Annotated in this window: 20 protein-coding genes and 2 riboswitches; of the genes, 19 read left to right on the top strand and 1 reads right to left on the bottom strand. The window is 29.1% G+C overall.

Annotated features, from left to right (window positions below):
- Positions 1–156: 156 nt before the first annotated feature.
- Positions 157–1,482 carry a hypothetical protein gene (locus KGF46_RS11950; RefSeq protein ID WP_227838972.1) on the bottom strand — a complete coding sequence of 442 codons (1,326 nt, stop codon included), beginning with the start codon at positions 1,480–1,482 and terminating at the stop codon, positions 157–159.
- Between the two features lie 146 nt (positions 1,483–1,628).
- On the opposite strand from KGF46_RS11950, the gene KGF46_RS11955 reads away from it, so the two are divergent.
- The 19 genes from KGF46_RS11955 (at position 1,629) to KGF46_RS12045 (ending at position 22,501) form a co-directional block, all read left to right on the top strand.
- Positions 1,629–2,438, top strand: a complete 810-nt coding sequence (locus KGF46_RS11955) for a glucose PTS transporter subunit EIIB (RefSeq protein ID WP_227842807.1) — start codon at positions 1,629–1,631, stop codon at positions 2,436–2,438.
- A gap of 279 nt (positions 2,439–2,717) precedes the next feature.
- The gene (locus KGF46_RS11960) at positions 2,718–3,452 is read left to right on the top strand and encodes an enolase N-terminal-like fold-containing protein (RefSeq protein ID WP_227842808.1); all 735 of its coding nucleotides are present in this window, start codon (positions 2,718–2,720) and stop codon (positions 3,450–3,452) included.
- Between the two features lie 4 nt (positions 3,453–3,456).
- Positions 3,457–4,467: a FecCD family ABC transporter permease gene (locus tag KGF46_RS11965; protein WP_413926595.1), complete on the top strand. Its 1,011-nt coding sequence runs from the start codon at positions 3,457–3,459 to the stop codon at positions 4,465–4,467.
- 1 nt (position 4,468) lies between these two features.
- Positions 4,469–5,248, top strand: coding sequence for an ABC transporter ATP-binding protein (locus KGF46_RS11970; RefSeq protein ID WP_227830085.1), 780 nt, complete (start codon positions 4,469–4,471; stop codon positions 5,246–5,248).
- A gap of 19 nt (positions 5,249–5,267) precedes the next feature.
- Positions 5,268–6,356 carry an ABC transporter substrate-binding protein gene (locus KGF46_RS11975; RefSeq protein ID WP_227830084.1) on the top strand — a complete coding sequence of 363 codons (1,089 nt, stop codon included), beginning with the start codon at positions 5,268–5,270 and terminating at the stop codon, positions 6,354–6,356.
- A gap of 118 nt (positions 6,357–6,474) precedes the next feature.
- On the top strand, positions 6,475–7,170 hold the full coding sequence (locus KGF46_RS11980; RefSeq protein WP_227433850.1) for a GTP-binding protein: 696 nt from the start codon (positions 6,475–6,477) through the stop codon (positions 7,168–7,170).
- Positions 7,160–8,215 (top strand): ATP-binding cassette domain-containing protein, encoded by a 1,056-nt coding sequence (locus KGF46_RS11985; RefSeq protein ID WP_227830083.1) that lies wholly within the window; start codon positions 7,160–7,162, stop codon positions 8,213–8,215. Before KGF46_RS11980 ends, KGF46_RS11985 begins: the two co-directional genes overlap by 11 nt.
- Complete coding sequence (locus tag KGF46_RS11990; RefSeq protein ID WP_227830082.1) at positions 8,199–8,966, top strand: Rossmann-like domain-containing protein; 768 nt, start codon at positions 8,199–8,201, stop codon at positions 8,964–8,966. Before KGF46_RS11985 ends, KGF46_RS11990 begins: the two co-directional genes overlap by 17 nt.
- Positions 8,967–8,968: 2 nt before the next feature.
- Entirely contained in the window at positions 8,969–9,667 is a 699-nt protein-coding gene (locus tag KGF46_RS11995; protein ID WP_227830081.1) for a methyltransferase, read from the top strand.
- Between the two features lie 209 nt (positions 9,668–9,876).
- Positions 9,877–10,014: riboswitch (cobalamin riboswitch) on the top strand.
- Positions 10,015–10,175: 161 nt separating this feature from the next.
- Complete coding sequence (locus KGF46_RS12000; RefSeq protein WP_227861996.1) at positions 10,176–11,756, top strand: ABC transporter substrate-binding protein; 1,581 nt, start codon at positions 10,176–10,178, stop codon at positions 11,754–11,756.
- Positions 11,756–12,703 carry an ABC transporter permease gene (locus KGF46_RS20365; RefSeq protein ID WP_227830079.1) on the top strand — a complete coding sequence of 316 codons (948 nt, stop codon included), beginning with the start codon at positions 11,756–11,758 and terminating at the stop codon, positions 12,701–12,703. Before KGF46_RS12000 ends, KGF46_RS20365 begins: the two co-directional genes overlap by 1 nt.
- A gap of 1 nt (position 12,704) precedes the next feature.
- Positions 12,705–13,541 carry an ABC transporter permease gene (locus KGF46_RS12010; protein WP_227830078.1) on the top strand — a complete coding sequence of 279 codons (837 nt, stop codon included), beginning with the start codon at positions 12,705–12,707 and terminating at the stop codon, positions 13,539–13,541.
- A gap of 13 nt (positions 13,542–13,554) precedes the next feature.
- On the top strand, positions 13,555–14,505 hold the full coding sequence (locus tag KGF46_RS12015; protein ID WP_227850596.1) for an ABC transporter ATP-binding protein: 951 nt from the start codon (positions 13,555–13,557) through the stop codon (positions 14,503–14,505).
- Positions 14,489–15,253 carry an ABC transporter ATP-binding protein gene (locus KGF46_RS12020; RefSeq protein WP_227850597.1) on the top strand — a complete coding sequence of 255 codons (765 nt, stop codon included), beginning with the start codon at positions 14,489–14,491 and terminating at the stop codon, positions 15,251–15,253. Before KGF46_RS12015 ends, KGF46_RS12020 begins: the two co-directional genes overlap by 17 nt.
- Positions 15,254–15,365: 112 nt before the next feature.
- Positions 15,366–16,187, top strand: a complete 822-nt coding sequence (locus tag KGF46_RS12025) for a class I SAM-dependent methyltransferase (RefSeq protein ID WP_227861997.1) — start codon at positions 15,366–15,368, stop codon at positions 16,185–16,187.
- 119 nt (positions 16,188–16,306) lie between these two features.
- Positions 16,307–16,486: riboswitch (Lysine riboswitch) on the top strand.
- Positions 16,487–16,633: 147 nt separating this feature from the next.
- Positions 16,634–18,025 (top strand): YfcC family protein, encoded by a 1,392-nt coding sequence (locus tag KGF46_RS12030; RefSeq protein ID WP_227433860.1) that lies wholly within the window; start codon positions 16,634–16,636, stop codon positions 18,023–18,025.
- 13 nt (positions 18,026–18,038) lie between these two features.
- On the top strand, positions 18,039–19,226 hold the full coding sequence (locus tag KGF46_RS12035) for a M20 family metallopeptidase (RefSeq protein ID WP_227830074.1): 1,188 nt from the start codon (positions 18,039–18,041) through the stop codon (positions 19,224–19,226).
- Positions 19,227–19,492: 266 nt separating this feature from the next.
- Positions 19,493–21,502 carry a sigma-54 interaction domain-containing protein gene (locus KGF46_RS12040; RefSeq protein ID WP_227830073.1) on the top strand — a complete coding sequence of 670 codons (2,010 nt, stop codon included), beginning with the start codon at positions 19,493–19,495 and terminating at the stop codon, positions 21,500–21,502.
- Between the two features lie 246 nt (positions 21,503–21,748).
- Positions 21,749–22,501: a gamma-glutamyl-gamma-aminobutyrate hydrolase family protein gene (locus tag KGF46_RS12045; RefSeq protein WP_304521243.1), complete on the top strand. Its 753-nt coding sequence runs from the start codon at positions 21,749–21,751 to the stop codon at positions 22,499–22,501.
- Positions 22,502–22,521 lie beyond the last annotated feature (20 nt).

A 22,521-nucleotide genomic window follows, 5' to 3' on the forward strand; every position in this document is an offset into this window, starting at 1 on the left:
TTTGATTTGGATATATTCTAAACTTAAAAGCTTTCATCTGTATCATTTCTTCACCTCCTTTTAATTTATATTACAGGTTTACATCTCCACCATACTTACGTTGAGGATGGAGTATTTCGCCTATCTTTGATAAAATGTTTTTATGTACTCTAGATTTTAATGTTTATTTTCTGATATAAATAATTTGTATACCCTCTCAGGTCTACCTTTTGTTGAGTTTTGTTTTTCGTATAATATAGTAGCATTTCCAGACTTTAGGAGACTACTTAAAAATCTATTGGCAGTTCTTACTGTTACATTTAAACATGAAGATAATTCCTTGGGAGTAACTTCATCTCTTTGTAGAATTTCAGTAACAGATATAATCTTTTGAATAGTAAGAGTAGATAATTTAGAATTTTTGGCAATTGTATTTATGTGTGGAGTTACTTTATTTGAAACAGTAAGTAATTTATCACATAATAAAGGTCCTATTGTCTCATAACTTTCATTAACTAAGAAACTGTAGTTTAAATGATTTATTTTAGATTCCTTATTAGCACTTATGGCGTTAGACATAGCTTGTTTTATATCATTACCAATTCCATACCCAACACATACTTTAAACTCTATACTATTTTCAATAAATTCTTTTATATAACATGTAGTAAAATTTTTGGTTAATGATTTAATAGTGTCGCATTTAGTAAAAATTTTAAAAGAACTACTATTTTTTTCAATTATAAAATCAGTTAATTTGTCTTTTTTTACAGTATTCAATATTTTATAAATTTTATCTATAGTATAATCATCATAGTTTGTATCTTTAGCTGTTATATATATTACACTAGGTTGGTTTACCTTCATTCTATGCAGATGAATGTCCTTTATTAATTCATTAAAAGTACTTTTTAATAAGTTTATGTCAGGATATATAAAATGAAAATTTACTCCTGCATCTTGTAACATAGGAACAATACTACTAAAACGAGTAGTAGAAAAATCAATTTTACCTTCATCCCATAACTTAATATGTTTTTTTGCAATATTTTTTTCAAGTTCTGCTATATCAGATAAACTCATTTTGGATGCATTTTCATTAATACTATACATTAAATCTCCAAAAGTACCATTTGATAAATAATATGATATGTCTTTTGGATTATCTGCCCAGTCCATTAGGTCAAAGTATGCTCTAGAAAAATCTAATGTATTGTATTTAAAAATAAGTTTTAGAAACGTATCATAATAACTTTGTAAATCAGTACCAAAATCAACTAAAGGTTTTTTTATAGTACCAGCTTTTTTTGTAATAGCTTCCTTAGGGATAGGGCCACTAACTGCAAATCCATCAAACTTATCTTCGATTTCTAGATACAAATCTCCAACATGAGAAAAATCTTTATAAATATATATTTCAATTTCTGCATTAATATTTAACCTTTTTATAGAGTTCTCTACAAACTCCTTTAAGAATTCAGTTGTTATGATTGCTATTTTCATAGACTACTTCCTTTTCAATTAGTATAATTATTTCATATTAGGTATTACTTTTTCTAGCTCTGATAAAACAATCTCTCTTTGTATTATTATATATAATAATATCATGACAAAATATTTATTGTCTAACTAATTATAATCTATTCAAAATGAATGATAAATTACAAGTACTTTCTGGAGCAATGATGATTCCTGTTATATTACTTGTTGTAGCAGGGGTATTTATAGGATTAGGGTCAGTTTTTGCAAATGTGGAAAACGTTTTTGTCTTAGGGTTTAATGGAAGTATATTGATACCAGCAATAGTAACAGCCATGTTGGTAGGGGTAACAGAACCAATAGAGTATACATTCTTATTTGTTGCACCATTATTGTACTTTGTAGTATATGTATCGCTAGCAGGATTAACATATGTATTTACAGAAATGTTTAATGTTTCTATAATGGGAGAATCATTTAGAAATATGTTTCCTAACTTGTTACAATCTCAAAAAGTGGGTACATTACCTTTATTATTTTTAATACCAATATTCTTTATAGTTACTTATGTAATATTCAAATGGGCAATTAAGAAGTTTGATATAAAGACACCAGGAAGAAGTTCAGAAGAAGTTAAGCTTTATAGTAAGAAAGAATACAGAGAAAGACAATCAGTAGATAATGTTAAAGCAGTAAATAATGGTGCAGTAGAAGATACAGTAGAAGACAAAGATACAGAACTTGTACATTCTATAATAGAAGGTCTAGGAGGAAGTGGTAATATAAAAAATATTACAAACTGTGCAACTAGGCTTAGAGTAGAGTTAAACTCAATAGATGGATTCTATGAAGATGGTTTCTGGGTAAATGATTTAGGTGCAAGTGGAGTAGTTAGAAAGAAAAATTCAGTTCAAGTTATATTTGGGCCAAGAGTTATCACAATAGCAGCAAAAGTTAAAGCTGTATTAGGTGTAGATTAATGAGTATAAAGCCGTGCAAATTAGATTAGTTTGCATGGCTTTTTTAGTTTCAAGAGTATTATAGTTATTTTGAATTTATGGAAAACTTGTGCATAATAGCCATATCTACTAAATAAACTGATGACTTTAAAATAGGACTGTTAAATTAAGAAATACGGAAGTATGAAAAATGAAACATAATAAAACATAACAAAACATAACTAAAATTGTAAAAAAATATAAAATATTATAGCTAAATAGTATAAAACATAATATAATTACTTTGAAGGGGGTGACAAAATGTGGGAATTTTATAATAATTTAATAGATAAAGTACCAGAAAACATAAGAGTAAAAGATTTTGTTATAGGTTCAGAGTTTGCTATGGTAATAACAGATTATGGAGCAGGTATTAGTCATTTATTATGTGATAAAAGATTTTCTTTTGAAAACGATATAAAAATAAATATGTCTTTAAAAGATTTATGCAGGTCAATTAAGTCTTGGAATTTTATAGAGGCTAGTTTAGGATTAGCAGCAATAAATTCTTATTATAATCAGAATATTTGCACTAAACCATCAAAAGTAGAGAAAATTAATCATCATTTTATTTCCATGATTGATGATTCATCAAAAAAAATAGCAGTAGTAGAGGGAAATCTTAAAAATAAAAATAAAATTAAATTTAGATATGATATGGATTTTTTCAATAGAAAAATAGAAGAAGGTGATTACAACATATCAGCATATGGATATTTAGTAGAAAACTATGATAGTACATATTTAGGTGGAGACTTAATTATTAATAAACATTTAATAAAAATAGCCAATGATTCACTTAATAAAGAAAGCGTAATTTGTGATATATCGACACCTATATCTTCAGCTTTTAAAAAAATAGGTATAAAAAATATAGGTGGATTTGTTGTAGAGGATATAGACAAATGTTTTAATTTAGTAAAAATAAGTGCACCTTATGAGGATATTGAAAAGACAGGTAAAATGATGAAAATAGTAGGGGCAGAAAGGGATTAAATAAGTGAGTAAGAGTGTAAGAAGTAATAAATTAATTATGCTTTGTTTAGTTATTATATTGATTGTATTGATATTAGTATCGTTAGCACTTGGAAAATATCCAGTAGAGCCTCATCAAGTATTTGGAATTTTAGTTTCAAAAATATGCAATATAGATAAGTTTTGGACAGATAGCATGGAAACTATATTTTTAAATGTTAGATTGCCAAGAATAGCACTTGCATGTTTAGTAGGTGGGGCATTGGCAGCTGCAGGAGCATCATATCAATATATTTTTTTAAATCCTATGGCATCACCAGATATACTAGGGGCATCATCAGGAGCAGCATTTGGAGCAGCTTTAGCGCTATTTCTTTATAAAAGCGGTAGAGAGGTTACTGTTAGTGCATTCATTTTTAGTTTAATTACTGTAATTTTAGTTTATTTGATAAGTGAAAGAACAAAGGGAAGTAAGGTGTTAGGCTTAATTTTATCTGGTATTATGGTAAGTTCATTATTTTCTTCAGGTACATCTTTTATAAAACTTGTAGCAGACCCTAATGACCAGTTACCTGCAATTACATATTGGTTGATGGGGAGTTTATCAGGAGCTAAAATATCTGATATAAAATTTGCGATTATTCCTATGTTAATAGGTATAGTACCTCTAATACTTATTAGCTGGCAAATAAACATATTGACTGTAGGAGAAGATGAGGCAAGAACAATGGGGATAAATACAAAGCGTATAAGATTCATTACTATTATATGTGCTACACTTTTAACTTCTGCAAGTGTTGCTGTAAGTGGAATGATAGGTTGGGTTGGTCTTGTAATACCACATTTATCTAGAAGATTAGTTGGAAATAATTTTGTTTATTTATTGCCAACATCAGCTATGTTTGGAGCATCGTTTTTGTTGTTAGTTGATAATGTATCTAGAAATTTATGGACTAGTGAGATACCTATAGGTATATTAACATCATTTATTGGTGTACCATTTTTCATATATCTGATTACGAAAAGGGGGGATTAATATGATTTTAGAAGTTAAAGATCTCAGTTATTTTTATAAAGATCAAAATGTACTTAATCAAATATCCTTTAATGTTGAAGGTAGTCAGTTACTATGTATATTAGGACCTAATGGTGCAGGGAAAAGTACTATGTTTAAGTGTATACTTCAGTTATTAAAAGGATATAAAGGTGAAATATTATTGGATGGAAAAAACTTGAAGGATTATAAAATTAAGAATCTAGCAAGAAAAATAGCTTATATCCCTCAGTCTCATAATCCTGTGTTTAGTTATTCCGTTGTTGAAATGGTATTGATGGGAACAACATCACAAATTTCACCTATGTCTAAACCTACTAAAAAACAAATGGAAATAGTTGAAGAATCTTTAGACAAAATAGGAATTTCCTATTTAAAAGATAGGAGTTTTGTAAATTTAAGTGGAGGAGAAAGACAATTAGTACTTATTGCGAGAGCTTTAGCTCAAAACGCAAAGATACTTATTATGGACGAGCCGACCTCTGATTTAGATTATGGGAATCAAATCAGAGTATTAAATACAGTAAAAGAATTAACGAGGGATGGATATATAATAATTCAGTCAACACATAATCCAGACCAGGCCTTTTTGTATGCAGACAAGGTTTTAGCTTTATACAATCATGAAATATTAGCTTTTGGTGTGCCTAAGTACATAATTAATTCTGGTCTAATTAAAAAATTATATAACGTAGATGTAGAATTAAACAGTTTATATGATGATAAAATCAGAGTCTGCATACCAAAAAGTGTAACTATATAATTTACTTAAGGGGGATAAAATGAAAAAGAAATTATTATCATTGTTATTGGTACTAACTTTAGCAATAACATCTTTAGTTGGATGTACATCATCAAATGATGATGTTAAAGGTGAAAAAGAGGATAAAAACGCATCTAAAACAATAATGTTTACTGATTCAGTAGGTAGAAAGGTTGAGATTCCAGCAAATATTGAAAAAATAGCACCTTCAGGAAGTTTAGCACAAATCGTACTATTTTCAGTGGCACCAGATAAGTTAGTTGGATTATCAGGAGATTGGACAGATGATTCAAAAGACTATGTGGATAAAAAGTATACTAGTCTTCCTGTTTTTGGTCAATTTTATGGTAAGGGAGATTTAAATATGGAAGCCCTTGCAGCAGCAGAACCACAAGTAATTATTGATATAGGTGAGAAGAAAGGTAGCATGAAAGAAGATTTAGATTCTATACAAGAACAAACAGGTATACCAACTATATTTATAGAAGCTACAACTGCTAATATGTCAGAATGCTACACTAAGCTAGGGAAAATTTTAAATGTAGAAGATAATGCAAAAGTATTAGCTGATTACTGTAAAACTACTTATGATACAACTGTAGAAACGATGAATAAAATAGGTGATAAGAATAAAGTAAACCTTGCTTATTGCTTAGGAGATACAGGAACAAATGTAATCGCAGAAGGGTCTTTCCACTCTGAAATTATTAATATACTTGCAAATAATGTTGCAAAGCTTGATGACCCATCAAGTAAAGGCAATGGAAATGAAGTATCATTAGAACAATTATACTTATGGAATCCAGATGTAATAGTGTTTGCACCACAGAGTATATATAGTAAAGTAGGAAGTCAGGCTGAATGGCAAAAAATAAGTGCTATATCTAGTAATAAATACTATGAAGCACCAAGCACTCCATATAATTGGATGGGATTCCCTCCATCTGTAAATAGATATATGGGTATGATTTGGTTATCTGAAATACTTTATCCAGAGCATTTTAATTATGATTTAAAAGAAAAAACAAAAGAATTTTATAAGTTATTTTATCATGTTGATTTAAGTGATGGACAATATAGCAAATTAACTAAAAACGCTATTAAATAGTATATAGATATAAAGTTATTAAATAATGTATAGACATAAAGTTAATAAATAATATATAGACGTAAATTAGAAGAAAGTAGGATTTTACCTACTTTCTTTCATAAAAAGGGGAATTGATATGAAACTAATTACAGTAGCAGGGCCACCATCATCCGGAAAAACATCTGTTATTCTTCATCTAATTAAAGCTATGGAGGCAGAAGAAAATAAGGTTGGAGTAGTAAAGTTTGACTGCCTTACATCTTTTGACCAGATTAGATATGAAGAGAATAATATACCTGTTCAAATTGGACTTTCTGGTAAAATTTGTCCAGACCATTTTTTTATAAGTAATATTGAAGATGCACTTTATTGGTCTAAAAAATTAAACTTAGATATTTTAATTACTGAAAGTGCAGGGCTTTGTAATCGTTGCTCACCATATATAAAAACTATACCAGCAGTTTGTGTAATAGATAATTTATCAGGGATAAATACACCTAGAAAAATAGGACCAATGCTAAAATATGCTGATATTGTTGTAATTACAAAAGGAGATATAGTATCACAAGCAGAAAGGGAGGTATTTTCCTTTAATGTACGTCAAGTAAATTCAAAAGCTAAGATAATATTTATAAATGGAATCACAGGACAAGGAGTGTTTTTACTTAAGAAATATTTAAGTGATATAAAAGAAATAACTACGCTTAGAGAAAAGCAATTACGTTTTACAACACCAGCATCAGTGTGTTCTTACTGTACTGGAGAGACTAGAATTGGAGAATCTTATCAAATGGGAATGATAAAGAAAATGGAGTTTGACTATGAAATATGATAATTATGAAAATTTACTAAACATGTCTATAGAAGAGATAAAAGAAAGCTATTCTATGGCCTTTGATTTTTTCTTAAATTATAATCTAAGTAATATAGATGACTCAATTGCTTTTAATAATTTAATAGAATCTTTAGATGAGGAATTTTATATAACTTTTGGTATAGAAAAAGAAGAATTATATATTAAATTGGTGGAGTTTTTAAAAGAATTTGACCAAGATGAAGAGAGCTTAAATATAGAAAGTATTACTATTAATGGTGGGTACAATAAGCTAAAAGAAAAAGAAGCTATTTCGCTGAAAATAAAGGCTGGAGAAATTATAAGTATTGTTGGACCTACAGGCTCAGGAAAAAGTAGACTGCTAGAGGATATTGAATGTTTAGCCCAGAGAGACACTCCTACTAACAGACAAATATTAATAAATGAAAGTGTTCCAAGTGATGAAACTCGTTTTGTTATGGATGGAAAGTTAGTAGCTCAACTTTCACAAAATATGAATTTTGTAATGGATTTAACAGTAGAAGAATTTTTACAAATGCACTCTAAAAGTCGTTTCTGTAAAAATCAAGATGACATAGTAAAAAAATGCTTTTATTGTGCTAATAAACTAGCTGGAGAAAAATTTGAATTAACCACAAAAATAACTCAATTATCGGGAGGTCAATCAAGAGCTCTTATGATATCGGATACTGCATATATGAGTTCTTCACCGATAGTTTTAATTGATGAAATTGAAAATGCAGGTATAGATAGAAAAGAAGCTCTAAGACTATTATCTAAAAAGGAAAAAATAATTTTGATTTCAACACATGACCCTATATTAGCTTTAAATGCTGATAAAAGAATAGTTATTAAAAATGGTGGAATTTCAAAGGTAATATCTACGACAGATGAAGAAATAGAAAGTATTAAATACATAGAAAGCTTAGATAATATTTTACTAGATATTAGGCACAAGGTTAGAAAAGGTGAAGTCTTAAATAGAAAAGAAATAAAAAGTATTGTACAGGAGGAGGTAACTGGCTTTGTGGGAAATTTATGATGATTTAATAGAAGGAATTCCTAAGGATATAATCGTTGAAGATATAGCTGTTGGGCAACATAATATTTTAGTAAGAAGTAGTGTAGGTAGTGGTATCGGTTTTGTATATAATGAAGATGGGCGTCCTCCAGAGTTCGTAAAATCTTTTAAAGGAAAATCTTTACATGAAATAGCTGGATGTATTAAGTCTTGGAATATCACAGAATCAGGAATTGGCTTAGCTGCAATAAATTCTTATTATAATTCTGTAAAAATTTCAAAAGAAAATAATATAAAGTTAAATGAAAACAATTTTATAGAAGATAGAATTAATGACCCTTTTATTTCATACCAAAATATGATAAGGGGGAAAAAGGTAGCGGTTATAGGTCATTTTCACTATTTAGAACAACTATTTGCACCTGTGTGTGATTTATCCATAATAGAAAGTGAAGATATATATGGTGATTATCCAGAGACTTCAGCACCATATATCTTACCTGAACAGGACTTTGTAGTTATATCTTGTTACACATTAAGTACAAAAACTTTTCCTTGGTATTTAGAATTAAGTAAAAATGCTTATGTGGTATTGGTAGGTCCAGCAACTCCAATGGCACCTATATTATTTAAGTATGGAGTAAATGATTTATCAGGATTTGTAATTAAAGAACATGATAAAGTAATGAGCATAATAAGTGGAAATGAGAGAAACAGTATGTTTTACAGTACAGGTCAGAAAGTAAATTTAAAAGATAGTGGGGAAATTTAAGTATGAGAATGAATTGGAATGATACTACAATAAAATCTTTTGTTGATGCAAGTGAATATACTGGTTTTCACAAGATATTAGCTAAAGAAATAATTCCATACATCAAAGATAGCCAAACTTTTTGTGATGTAGGTTGTGGATTAGGTTTAATAGATATGTATTTAAGCGAAGAACTAAAAGATATAACTTGTATTGATATAAACCAAAATGCTATAAATTACTTAGAAAAATCAATAAAAGACAATAATATAAACAATATTAGATATATGGTCAAAGATTTTAAAGAGATAAATACAAGATTTGATACTATATTAATTTCATTTTTTTCATATGAGAATATAGAATTTTTTACTGAACACTGTGATAGATTAATTGCAATTGTTAATGATAAATCCAAAACTCATATTCCAGTATCTAAGAAAAGAATGGACATGGTAGAAAGACATAGTTCAAAAAATTTAAAATCATTATTAGATGAAAAGAAACTTAAATATGAATTAATACCATTAAGTCTTGAATTTGGACAGACATTTACCTGTAAAGATGATATAGTCAGGTATGCTAAGTCTTATGATGAAGGCGGAGAGTATGAAACTATATACAATCATATTATGAAAAATGTAGTTAAAGGAGATAAAGTAGCTTATTACCTTCCGTATGAAAAAAATATATCTGTTTTTATAATAGACTTTAATAGATAGATAATTGTAAATTTTAATTTAAATATTTATATTTCATAATAAAGCTTAGACACTTAGTTTGTAACATATACAACTAGTAAATATAAATACTAAATTAAAAGTAGTATTTTTATCAGATGAATTACTATATATTTATAATTTTGCATATAGTGCTATATTTTGATTTAAGTTGACAATTTATATAAGATTGCATACAATTAAACTAAGAATTGAATAAACGTATTTAAAGAGTAGGGAAGTTGGTGAAAATCCAACACGAACCCATCACTGTAAGCATGGATAAATTCTACATAGCCAACAGATGTTATTTAGAAAGGCTGAGAAAATGAAATGTAAGTCAGATACCTACATTAAATATTAGTAAATAAATTTAGAGGGGAGCAACTAGATTTATTGTTTTGTATATGGAATTTAGAATTTAAAGTATACATATTAAAATGGGATGTTATAGCATTATTTGCTATAACTTTTTTTATGCTCATATTTCTAAATAAGGGAGAAATGTATCATGAGGAAGATTTCAAAAGGGAAGTTGAGTAGTATAATTTTAGCAGTTATGCTGATGTTATCATTGCTAACAGGGTGTAGTAAACCAGAGGAAAATAATGATGTTAGTAAGATGAATAATGAAAAGGAAGTAGTTTTAGCAGCAGCTAGGGATTTGGCACCAGGTGAACAAGATGCTTATTACACAAGTTCTATATTTTATGTTTGGGAACCGCTAATAGGATTGGGTGATGATGGAAAACCAAAGGCAGAACTTGCAGAAAAGTGGTCAAATTCAGATGATTATAAAGAATGGACATTTACAATAAAGAAGGGTGTAAAATTTCATGATGGTGTAGATTTGAATGCAGATTCAGTAGTAAAAAACTTTGAACGTTATATGAATATGAAAACAAAATCCTCACCTTTTTATTCGTTTGATATAGAAAAGACATATCCTAATTTACTAAGTGTGGATAAAGTTTCTGACTATGAAGTTAAACTTACTTTTAGTAAACCAATATCAACTTTAATATACAACATGGCTAGATTTGGAAGTGCTATGTATAGTCCAGAGTGTTTTGATATAAAAACGGGAGATTTTACTAAATATGCACAAGGAACTGGTCCATTTAAGATAAAAGAAAGAGAAAAAGAACAATTTGTTTTGTTAGAGAGAAATCAAGACTATTATGGAGATAAAAGTAAAGTTAAAAATGTAAGAGTAAATGTAATTAAAGATGCACAAACTCGTTACACAGCACTTAAATCAGAGGAAATTATGGGTGTTATGGATTTAGGGGCTATTACTCCAGAGTTAGCTAGTGAGCTAATAAAGGATGAAAACTTTGAGATTAAAACATCTCCATCAACAATAACTCAATTTGTATCTACAAACGGTACTAGGGCACCATTTAATAATGTTAAGATAAAAGAAGCACTAAGTTTGTTGTTGGATAGAGAAACTATAGTAAATAAATTTTATGGAGGATATGGAACTCCCACTATGAATATATTGAATCAAGGTTCTCCTTTTGCTAAGGAAATTAAACCTGTTTATGATGCAGAAAAAGCAAAAAAAATCATAAAGGATGAGTTAAAAGGGGAAACAAAAGAGTTAGAGTTTATAATACCATCTTATGGTGTAGACCGTTATCCATACAAAACTGTAGCAGAGTATATACAATCTGTATTAAGTGAAGTTGGATTAAACTCTAAAATAACTATACTTGATGGAGCAGCTTTTAAGGAAGCACAAAAAACAGGAAATTATGATATAGCACTTCACACTCAAGGGCTTCCAAATGCAGAACCATTTTCTATATTTGATAGTTATATGAGAAGCACAGGGTCAAGTAATATAGCTTATTCATTGGGCTATAAAAATGAAAGAGCAGATGAATTAATAGGTCAATTAGAAAAAACAATGGACTTAGATGAAAGAAGTAAAATATATAATGAACTTCAAGATATATCAGCAGAACATCCATCAGCTATACCATTATTTGAAGATGTTAACTTAATTGCCTATAATAAAAAAATAACTGGGTACAAACCTACATTATATGGAACTACATTAGCAAATATGGAGTGGAGTAAGTAGTGAAAACACCATTTAAATATTTAATTAGAAGGATATTGATGACTATCCCTATTTTGATAGGAATAACTTTTCTAGGATTTATATTAGGGGTTATAGCACCTGGTGACCCAGCGGTTGAATATTTAAGCATGGATGGTATTTCTGCTCCTACAGATGAAGAAATAGAAAGAGTTAGAGAAGAATTAGGGTTAAATGATAATATTATAGTTCAGTATATTAATTGGACTAAAAAAGCTATGACTGGAGATTTAGGACTTTCCTATATCAAAAAGACATCTATCACAGAAGAGATATTAAGAAGGTTACCAATAACCTTCTCTTTATCTTTAATGGCTATGTTTTTTGTTATAGTGTTATCTATACCACTAGCTATAATCATGGCTTTAAAAAAGGATTCAACGATAGATAAGATTGGCACTTTTGTATCATTGCTTCTGACATCTATTCCAGGGTTTTGGTTAGCTATTATCATGTTAAGTATATTTTGTGAGAATCTTAGATGGCTACCTACAAGTGGGTATGGTACAATTAAACATTTAATAATGCCTGGATTTGTTTTAGCAGCTGGAACTATAGGAACTGTAGCAAGGCTAAATAGAGCAACTTTAATAGAAAGTATAGGACAAAACTATATAACAGTGGCAAAAGCTAAGGGCCTGCCAAATAAAATAGTTATTTTTAAGTATGCTTTTTTAAATTCATTAATGCCTATTGTAACTGTTCTGGGAAATTATTTTGGTGCTATTTTAGGAGGCTCCACAGTGGTTGAGGTTATTTTTAGTATTCCAGGTATGGGAAGCTATGTAATACAAGGAATAATGAGTAGGGATTATCCAGTAGTGCAAGGATATGTGCTATTTACAGGGATTATATTTATAGTGTTTAATTTAATTGTAGATATATGTTACCTATTTCTTAATCCTAAAATGAGGGTTGGAGGTAAATAATATGGATAAATTTAAAGAAATGTTATTTATACATAAACTAGCTTTTTTAGTGCTAATAATTATGATACTTGTTGCAATGTTTGCACCAGAGTTAGCTCCATATGACCCTAATCAAGTACAAATGGAGGATAGGTTAATGGGGATTTCTAGAGAGCATATACTTGGAACAGATACTCTAGGTAGAGATATTCTAAGTAGAATATTATATGGAGCCAGAGTATCCATATCTTTAGCTTTTTTAGCAAGCCTATTAACAATGCTATTTGGTAGTTTTGTAGGTATAATAGCAGGATATTGTGGTGGTATAGTAGATACGATAATCCAGTCTATTGTAAATATATTTCAAGGTCTTCCCAGTCTTAGCTTTATGATTGCTCTTGCTGGAGTTCTTGGACCAGGTATAAAAAGTTTATTAATTGCAATAGTATTTACTTCCTGGGCTGGTTTTTCAAGAGTAGTTAGAGGAGAGGTATTAAAGGTAAAAGAAGAAAAATATGTTGAAGGTGCAAGAGCATTAGGTGCTAGTCATCTTTATATAATTTTGCACTATATAATTCCAAACATATTTGCTCCTTTTATAGTACTATTTACAATAAGGATAGGAAAAAGTGTACTTTCTATGGCATCGTTAAGTTTTTTAGGTCTAGGAATACAACCTCCACAAGCCGATTGGGGTGTTATGATAAATGATGCTAAGACTCATTTTAGAAGCTATCCAAATCTATTATTAGCACCTGGTTTTAGTATATTATTATTGTGTTGCAGTATAAATTTAATTGGAGATGCACTAAGGGATATGTTTGATGAAAAAAGCAACTCTTTAAGCCAATATCTTTAGAAGGAATAAAACTATGAATAGAGATATAAGTATAAAAGGTTTAAAAATTCATTTTAATACTAAAGAAGGAAAAGTAAAAGCTGTAGATGGAGTATCTAGAACCTTTCAAAGTGGTAGAATTACAGGAATTATTGGAGAAACTGGAAGTGGAAAATCGGTGCTAGGACTAGGAATTTTGAACCTTGTATCTAATAATTCAATTGTTTCAGGCAGTGTTTTATATGAAGAAAAAGATTTGCTAAAAATTAAAGAAAAGGAAATTAGAGAAATCAGAGGGAAAAAAATAGCGTTAATCCCCCAAAATCCATCAAGTTCTTTTAATCCAATATTGAAAATAGGAAGTCATATGAATGAACTTTTTTATTATCATGGAAAAGAGAAAAAGAATTCTTGCAAGAGTAAAAGTTTAGAGATATTAAAAAAATTCTTTTTCACAAATAGTGAGTTGGTTTATAATTCGTATGGATTTCAGCTAAGTGGAGGTATGAGTCAAAGGGCATTGGCAGCTATAGGGACATCATTAAAACCTAACTGGATAATTGCAGATGAACCAACTAAAGGGTTGGATGCAATAATAAGAAAGCAAGTATATGAAGTATTTTATGATTTAAGAAATAATATGGGTGTTAGTATGATACTTATAACTCATGATTTAATGCTGGCTAAAAAGCTTTGTGATGAAGTTGTAGTTATGTATGCAGGTAAAATCATAGAAGAGGGTCCAAAAAATAGTATATTTAATAATCCACTACATCCTTATACAAGAGGTTTAATCGATTCACAGCCAAATGAAAAATTAATACCTATTGAAGGGATAGCACCAAGTTTAACAAACTTACCAAAAGGATGTAGATTTTCTCCAAGATGTAAGGTTGCAAAAAAAACATGTATTGATTATGAACCAAGACTATTTGATGTTAATGGTTCAAAGGTGAGGTGTTTTCTTTATGATAAAAGTTTGTAACCTTTATAAGGAGTTTAAAAGCGGAATAATCAATAAAAAGATAGTCAAGGCGGTAGATGATGTATCATTTGAAATAAAAGAAGGAAAAACATTAGGTCTTGTAGGAGAAAGTGGATGCGGAAAATCAACTTTATCAAGGCTTATTTTAAGACTTATTAAATCTGATGGAGGTAAAATTTATTTTAATGGTAGAGATATCAGTAATTATGATTTTTCTCAAATGAGGGATTTAAGAAAAGAGATGCAGATAATATTTCAACATCCAGATTCTGCCCTAAGCCCTAAAAAAACTATATATGGGAGCCTTGTGGAGCCATTAAAAATTCATAAACTCTACGAAAAGAATAAAGCAAGAGAATACATAATGGAATACTTAAGTTTTGTTGGGCTTAGTGAGGAAATTTTAAATAGATACCCACATCAAGTAAGTGGAGGACAAATACAAAGAGTTGCTTTAGCTAGAGTCCTTTTATTAAATCCTAAATTTATGATATTGGATGAACCTACATCAATGCTAGATGTATCTGTGCAAGCTCAAGTTATACAGGTTTTGAAGAAAGCTCAAAAACAGTTTAATATAACCTATTTATTTATATCTCATGATATAGACTTGGTAAAAGAAGTTAGTGATGAGGTTGCGGTCATGTTAAATGGCAAGATAGTTGAAACTATAGAGGCTAAGGAATTGTATAAAAGTGCAAAGCATGCTTATACTAAAGAGCTTATTGAGAATTTCACTAATTTTTAAAATATAGTAATCAATTGTTTAGTCAATCAATTATTACATTAGTAAGAGTAGTTTTTTGAGTATAGAAAATTACAAATCTTGTCCCTAACACTTTTAGAAAGGAAGATTAAGCATGTGTTATAAAAATATAGATTTTGAGAAAAAATGGCATGAGTATATTGAAAGTAAAGAAGGATATGCAAGAGAAAGAGCTTTTGATGATGAAGCGGAAAGAATATTTTTCAAAAAATTATCTCATAAATATGATGATAATCCAACACTTTATGATTATTCAAAAGAAGTATTTGATTTTATAGATGAGTTAATAGATGAAGGAAAAAATCTTATAGAAATTGGTGCAGGTACTGGAAAATTTACTATACCACTTTCTAAGAAATGTAAAGGTGTAATTGCTAATGATTTTTCAATAGATATGCTTAATGTGCTTGAAGGAAAGATTAGTGAACATAATATAACTAATATAGACACAGTACAAGGGAAATGGGAAGAGATTAATGTTGGGCATAGTGATTATATTTTATCTGTGAATTCTCTTTATCGAATTTGGGATATTAAAGATGCTTTGAGTAAGATGGATAAGTTGGCTAGAGAAAAAGTGATTATAGTGAGAACTATTCAAAAACCATTATTTAATGATTTGTATATGGATTTAGGTGATAAAGATAGAACTTGTCCAGATTATATATATATTACAAATATACTACATTCTTTAAATATATGTGCAGATATAAAATTTATTGATGTTGAAAATGAAATTGAATTCAATAGTATAGAGGATATACTTTTTAAAATGGAAACAGAATTAAATAAAAAGATTAACATTAGTGATATGTTAGATAAGTATATAGACAATATGATAGAAAAAAGAGAAAACAAATATATTTTTAAACATAAAACTAAAGTTGTAATTATATACTGGAATAGTATAAGTTAGATTTATTAATATTATCAAAGCATAGAAACTCTTCTGAAAATATTTACAATCTCGACACATTATGCTACAATTATTTAGAATAAATAAAATTTAATAAGAATTACCTCATCTAATAAAAAGATTGAGGTAGAGGTCGCATTTACTAAGATTAATATTGAAGAGGTTGGAAGCCAATGAAGCAATATAAAAGGAGTAAGTGCCGAAGTGCTAGTGTCCAAAGCTAGTGCTGGGGCTGTATTTAATAAGTACAGCACTGTCATCAAAATTATCCCGAATTTTGATGGAGAGCTATCTTAACTAAGATAAAGGGAAGGTGTAGGTATATTGTATTTAGCGCATTTAGCTCAACATGTATCCATGTTGAGCTTTTTTACATCTATACAAAATAGGATAGAAAAGGGAAGCAATAATAAAATATTTTAATTTAAAAAGTGGGGAGATTAAAAATGAGCAGTTTAAAAAAGAAAAAGTTTACTATGCCACAGACACTTACTATAATATTTTTACTAATAGTAGTAATGGCAGTTCTTACTTGGATAGTGCCAAGTGGAAATTTTGAAAGGGTAGATATAGACGGAAGATCGGTTGTTGTAGCTGGAACTTATGAAAAAGCAGCATCAAATCCACAGGGAATTACTGATGTATTTACAGCACCTATAAATGGATTTATAGATGCGGCTGAAGTAGTTGGATTTGTTTTGATAGTTGGAGGAGCTTTTGGAATAGTTAATAAAACAGGAGCTATAGAAGCTGTTATAGCTCATACTGTAAATAAAATGAAGAGATTCCAATTTTTAATAATACCTATATCAATGATTCTATTTGGATTAGGTGGAACAACATTTGGAATGAGTGAAGAAACACTACCTTTTTATATGATATTTATTCCACTCATGACCAGTATGGGATATGATTCATTAACAGCAGTAGCGACAGTATTTATAGGAGCAACAGCTGGATTTGGAGCAGCTACTACTAATCCTTTCTCTGTAGGAATAGCACAAGCATTGTCACAAATAACACCAGGTTCTGGGATAGAGTTGAGAGTTGTTATGTTTATAATATATATGGCTATATCTATAGGATTTGTTATGATGTATGCCAATAAAGTTAAAAAAGACCCTAAAAAGTCTTTAGTACATGGTATATCATTGAATCAAGAATCAATGGCTAATACTGATACAAACATAAAAGAATTTACAAAAAGAGAAGCTATGGTAATAGCAATTTTCACAATAGGTATGGCAATTATGATATATGGAGTTTTAAAGCTAGGATGGTACATAACTGAAATTGCAATGATATTTACAGCTATAGGTATAATATCAGGAATAGCATCAGGGCTTAAACAAGATGACATAGTCAATTCATTTATAAGTGGAGCAGGAGATTTAATGACAGCAGGGTTATGTATAGCATTTGCACGTGGAATAGTAATAATAGCAGAAAATGGATTTATAATAGATACAATTTTAAATTCTGCCGCAAATTTATTAAATGGACTTCCAAAAACTATATTTATAAATTTAACTTTCTTAATAGAAGGTTTAATAGCATTTTTTATACCATCAGCATCAGGACTTGCATCACTTACAATACCTGTACTTGCACCACTTGGAGACTTAGTAGATGTATCTAGACAAATGATAGTTACAGCTTATCAATTTGGTATAGGTGTAACTAATTTAATAACACCTACATCAGGTGTTTTAATGGGAGCACTAGCAGTAGCTAATATTCCTTGGTCAAAGTGGGTTAGATTTGTAATGCCTTTAATGGTAGTATTAACAATTACTGTAATGGTATTTTTAACAATAGGATTATTTGTTGGATTCTAATAGGAGGTATATTATGATTGAAAGTATAAAGAAAAGAGCTTATGAGATAGAGAATGAACTGGGAAAAGAAATTGAAGAAGTATGTGATTTTATATTTAACAATCCAGAGTTAGGAGAAGAAGAATATATATCATCAAGGTACTTAGTAGAGAAAATGAAGGAATATGGATTTGATACAACTTATCCGTACTGCAATATGGATACTGCTTTTAGAGCAGAGCTAGGGGATAACGATGGTCCAACTATAGCATTTTTAGCTGAGTATGATGCACTACCTGGATATGGGGAAAATAAAGAACCAGGTCATGCTTGTGGACATAACTGGATTGCTGCATCTACATTAGGTGCTTGTATCGTACTAAGTAAGTTAAAAGAAAATTTTAAAGGAAAAATTGTACTAATAGGAACACCAGCTGAAGAGACAACAGGAGGAAAGTGTGATTTAGTTAAAGCAGGAGCTTTTGATGATGTTGATGTAAGTTATCAGATGCATATAGAAGCTTTTAATAACATAAACTGCAAGGCTTTGGCAATAGACTCAATAGAGTTTAGTTTTGAAGGTGTATCAGCACATGCAGCTAGCCACCCTCATATGGGAGTTAATGCATTAGATGCAGTACAACTTACTTTTGCAGGAATAAATGCACTAAGACAGCATGTAAAATCAGATGTTAGAATACATGGGATAGTTTCAAATGGAGGAGAAGCTCCAAACATAGTTCCAGAAAAAGCAGCCTGTGAGTTTTTCGTAAGAGCTGCTGAAAGAAGTTATTTAGATGAAGTAACTAAAAAAGTTATAAACTGTGCGAAAGGTGCAGAGCTAATGACAGGAGCTAAACTTTCTTATAGATACTTTGAAAATTCTTTTGACAACATAATTAATAATAAGGTGCTTCAGAATATAACAAAGAATAATTTAATTGAAGCAGGTATAACGGATATATTAGAAGGAAAAGAGGGGCCAGTAGGTTCTACAGATATAGGAAATGTAAGCCAAGTTTGTCCTACTATGTATACAGAAATAGCTCTAGACATAAATCCAATGGTATATGTTCATGAAAAAGAGTTTTTAAATTATGCAAATTCTGAGGAAGCTTATGATAAACTCCACAAAGCAGTAAAGGCAATGGTAGGATGTGCGTTAGAAATTTATCTAGAAGATGGACTACTTGATGAGATTAAGAAAAATCACTTAAATTAAAAATAAAACAAAGGGGTATTACCGAAAAGTTGGTAATACCTCTTTATTTTTTGATAGAAGTCATATTTTTGTAGATTCTATAGATAAAGTTATATTATTTATCTAATCTTAATCATATAATAATATTTCTAAGTCAATATTAAATAAAAATAAGTAATCTATCAATTTGGCATAACTTTTGCTTTATACTAAGTTAAAAGATTTTGAACTATATTAGAACTATTAAAATCTCACATAATATAAACAAAAGAAAGGATAGATTTATAATGAAAACAATAGCAGTAGTAACTGATGGATTATCTAAATTAGAATGTTTTTTAAATAAAAATCTAAAGCTAATATTTAAAGATAAAGTAAAAATAAAAAATTATTATTTAAATAGAATAACAGAAGAAGAATTGATAAAAGATGACATAATATTAGTAATGATAGATGATAGAGTATTAAAAATAAAAAAATATGTAAAGGATGTCTCAAAAATAATAACTATAAACAGGAGTATAAAGCAAAGGGATATATACAAGTTATTTTCATTACCAGAAGGAATAGATGTATTAGTAGTAAATGATAATAACCATACTGTATTAGAAACAATATCTAATTTATACAATATAGGAATAAATCACTTAAATTTTATACCATATAATCCTAATGAAGAATATAGACACATTAAGATAGCTATAACACCAGGAGAGAGAGAGTTAGTTCCTGAATATATTAAAGAAGTTATTGATTTAGGACATAGATATATTGATAGTTCAACATTTATTCAAATAATAGCAAAGCTTAAACTAGATGATAAAGAAATTACTGAGAGGTTAATTAAATATACAGATGAAGTGATTAGTTTATATTCAGGTATAAATACTAAATATAAAGAACTTACTATAAAAGCAGATGAATTAAACTCTATAATAAACCTATCAAACTTAGGTATGGCAATGATATCAGAGAAGGAAAATATAATTATTTGTAATGATAGTTTGAGTGATACACTAGATATTCAAAATGATATTATAGGAAAAAATATAGATGAACTAGAGAATGAAAATATTAAAAAGATTTTTAGATTAAGTAAGGCACATGATGAAGTTATAAAGTTTAATAATAAATATTTAAATGTAAATAAGTATAATATAGAAAGTTTTGGAAGGGTGACTGGATATTATTTTTGTATTCAAGAAATAACTTACATAAGGAAATTGGAACAAAACCTATCAAAGAAGCTTAGAGAAAAGGGGCAAGTTGCTAGGTATACCTTTGATGACATAAAAACAGTATCAGTAAAAATGGAAAGAACTAAAGAGCTAGGTATGAAAATAGCGGAATCTGATTATACAGTTCTTATAACTGGAGAAAGTGGAACAGGAAAAGAACTCATGGCTCAGTCTATTCATAATGCATCGCCAAGACATAGTCAACCATTTATAGCTATAAACTGTGCAGCTATGCCAGAAAATTTACTTGAAAGTGAACTTTTTGGATATGAAGAGGGTGCTTTTACAGGTGCCTTAAGAGGAGGAAAAAAAGGTTTATTTGAGCAAGCTAATAATGGAACTATATTTTTAGATGAAATAGGAGACATGCCTATATATTTACAAAGCAAATTACTTAGAGTATTACAAGAGAATCAAGTCATGAGAGTTGGGGGAGAAAATGTAATAGACACTGATGTTAGAGTAATTGCAGCTACAAATAAAAATTTATTAGAAATGATAAAAAAAGATAGGTTCAGAGCTGATTTATATTATAGGATAAATGTATTGCCTATAAACATACCACCTTTAAGGGAGAGAAAAGAAGATATAGAAGTTATGTTAAAGTATTTTATGAAAAGGAAGAGGGAAATTAGTCAAGATGTTCAAGACATTATTAATGCATATGAATGGCCAGGGAATATAAGAGAGTTAAAAAATACAGCTATGTATATTAACATTATGAGTTCTGAGCATGTTATTTTAATCAATGACCTACCTCATAACCTATTAAATATAACTGAAGATTATAGTAAAGAAATAAGTACATTAAAAGATAGAACATCTATAGAAAAAGTAAGGTTAGTAATGGAATGCTTAAAAAATGCCAATAACCTTAATAAAAACATAGGTAGAAATGGTATTGTTAATTCAATAAATGAATTAGGTTATAATATAACAGAAGGTGAGGTAAGGGGAATACTTAATATACTTAAAGAACTAGATTTGATAATATGTGAATCAGGTAGAAAGGGAAGTGAGTTAAATAGAAGAGGGAAAAATATATTAAATAGTATTTAATAGGTCAATAAAAAGGAAAATATAAATGCCTATTTTGCCCATTAATTAGACTTAAGACTATTCAAAAAAGCCGAATTAAACAGGATTAAAATAAAATGTAAATTAGTAGAATGATTTATATAACTGCTGCCTTAGAAAAAGTATTTTAAAAATAAATTAGAATTTTTAAATAAATAAAATATTGGTATGCTACTTGCTCTTTAACAGAGAAGTAGCATTTTTTATTGTTCATAAATAATTTAAGGGGTGAAGAAAGTGATTAAAAAGAAATATCCAGTAATAGGAATATCAGGAAACTTATTAATTGATGAAGGGGGGATGTTTCCTGGTTATGAAAGGGCTTATGTAAACAATGACTATATACAGTCAGTAGTTATGTGTAAAGCTATACCATATATTGTACCAATTGTATATGATGATGAGATTATAAAGGAACAAGTATCAAATATAGATGCACTTATACTATCAGGAGGGCAAGATGTAAACCCTCTCATATGGAAAGAGGAACCTCATAATAAGCTAGGTGCAATATCACCCAAAAGAGATGGTTTTGATATGAAGTTATTAAAACATGCTTTAGATATGAAAAAACCAGTGTTAGGTATATGTAGAGGGGAGCAAATAATAAATGTAACTGAGGGAGGAAGCTTATATCAAGACTTATCTTTAATTGAAGGAGCTTACATAAAACATAATCAGCAACATTTATCGAATATACCTACACATACAGCGCAGATAAAAGAGGGTACAAAGTTGTATGAAATATTAGGAGAAAAAGAAATCTTAGTTAATAGTTTCCATCATTTAGTTGTCAATAAGGTAGCTCCAGGATATATTGTTTCAGCTACTGCTAAAGATGGTTTAGTTGAAGCTATAGAAAAGGAGGGAAATGAGTTTGTAATAGGTATACAATGGCATCCAGAAATGATGACTAAGGATTGTGATAATATGAAAAAAATATTTATGGCGATAGTTAAAGAAGCATCTAAAGAAAAATAATTATAACTATATTTAAGTTG

This window comes from Clostridioides sp. ZZV14-6153 (assembly GCF_020657855.1).
Classification (GTDB): domain Bacteria; phylum Bacillota; class Clostridia; order Peptostreptococcales; family Peptostreptococcaceae; genus Clostridioides.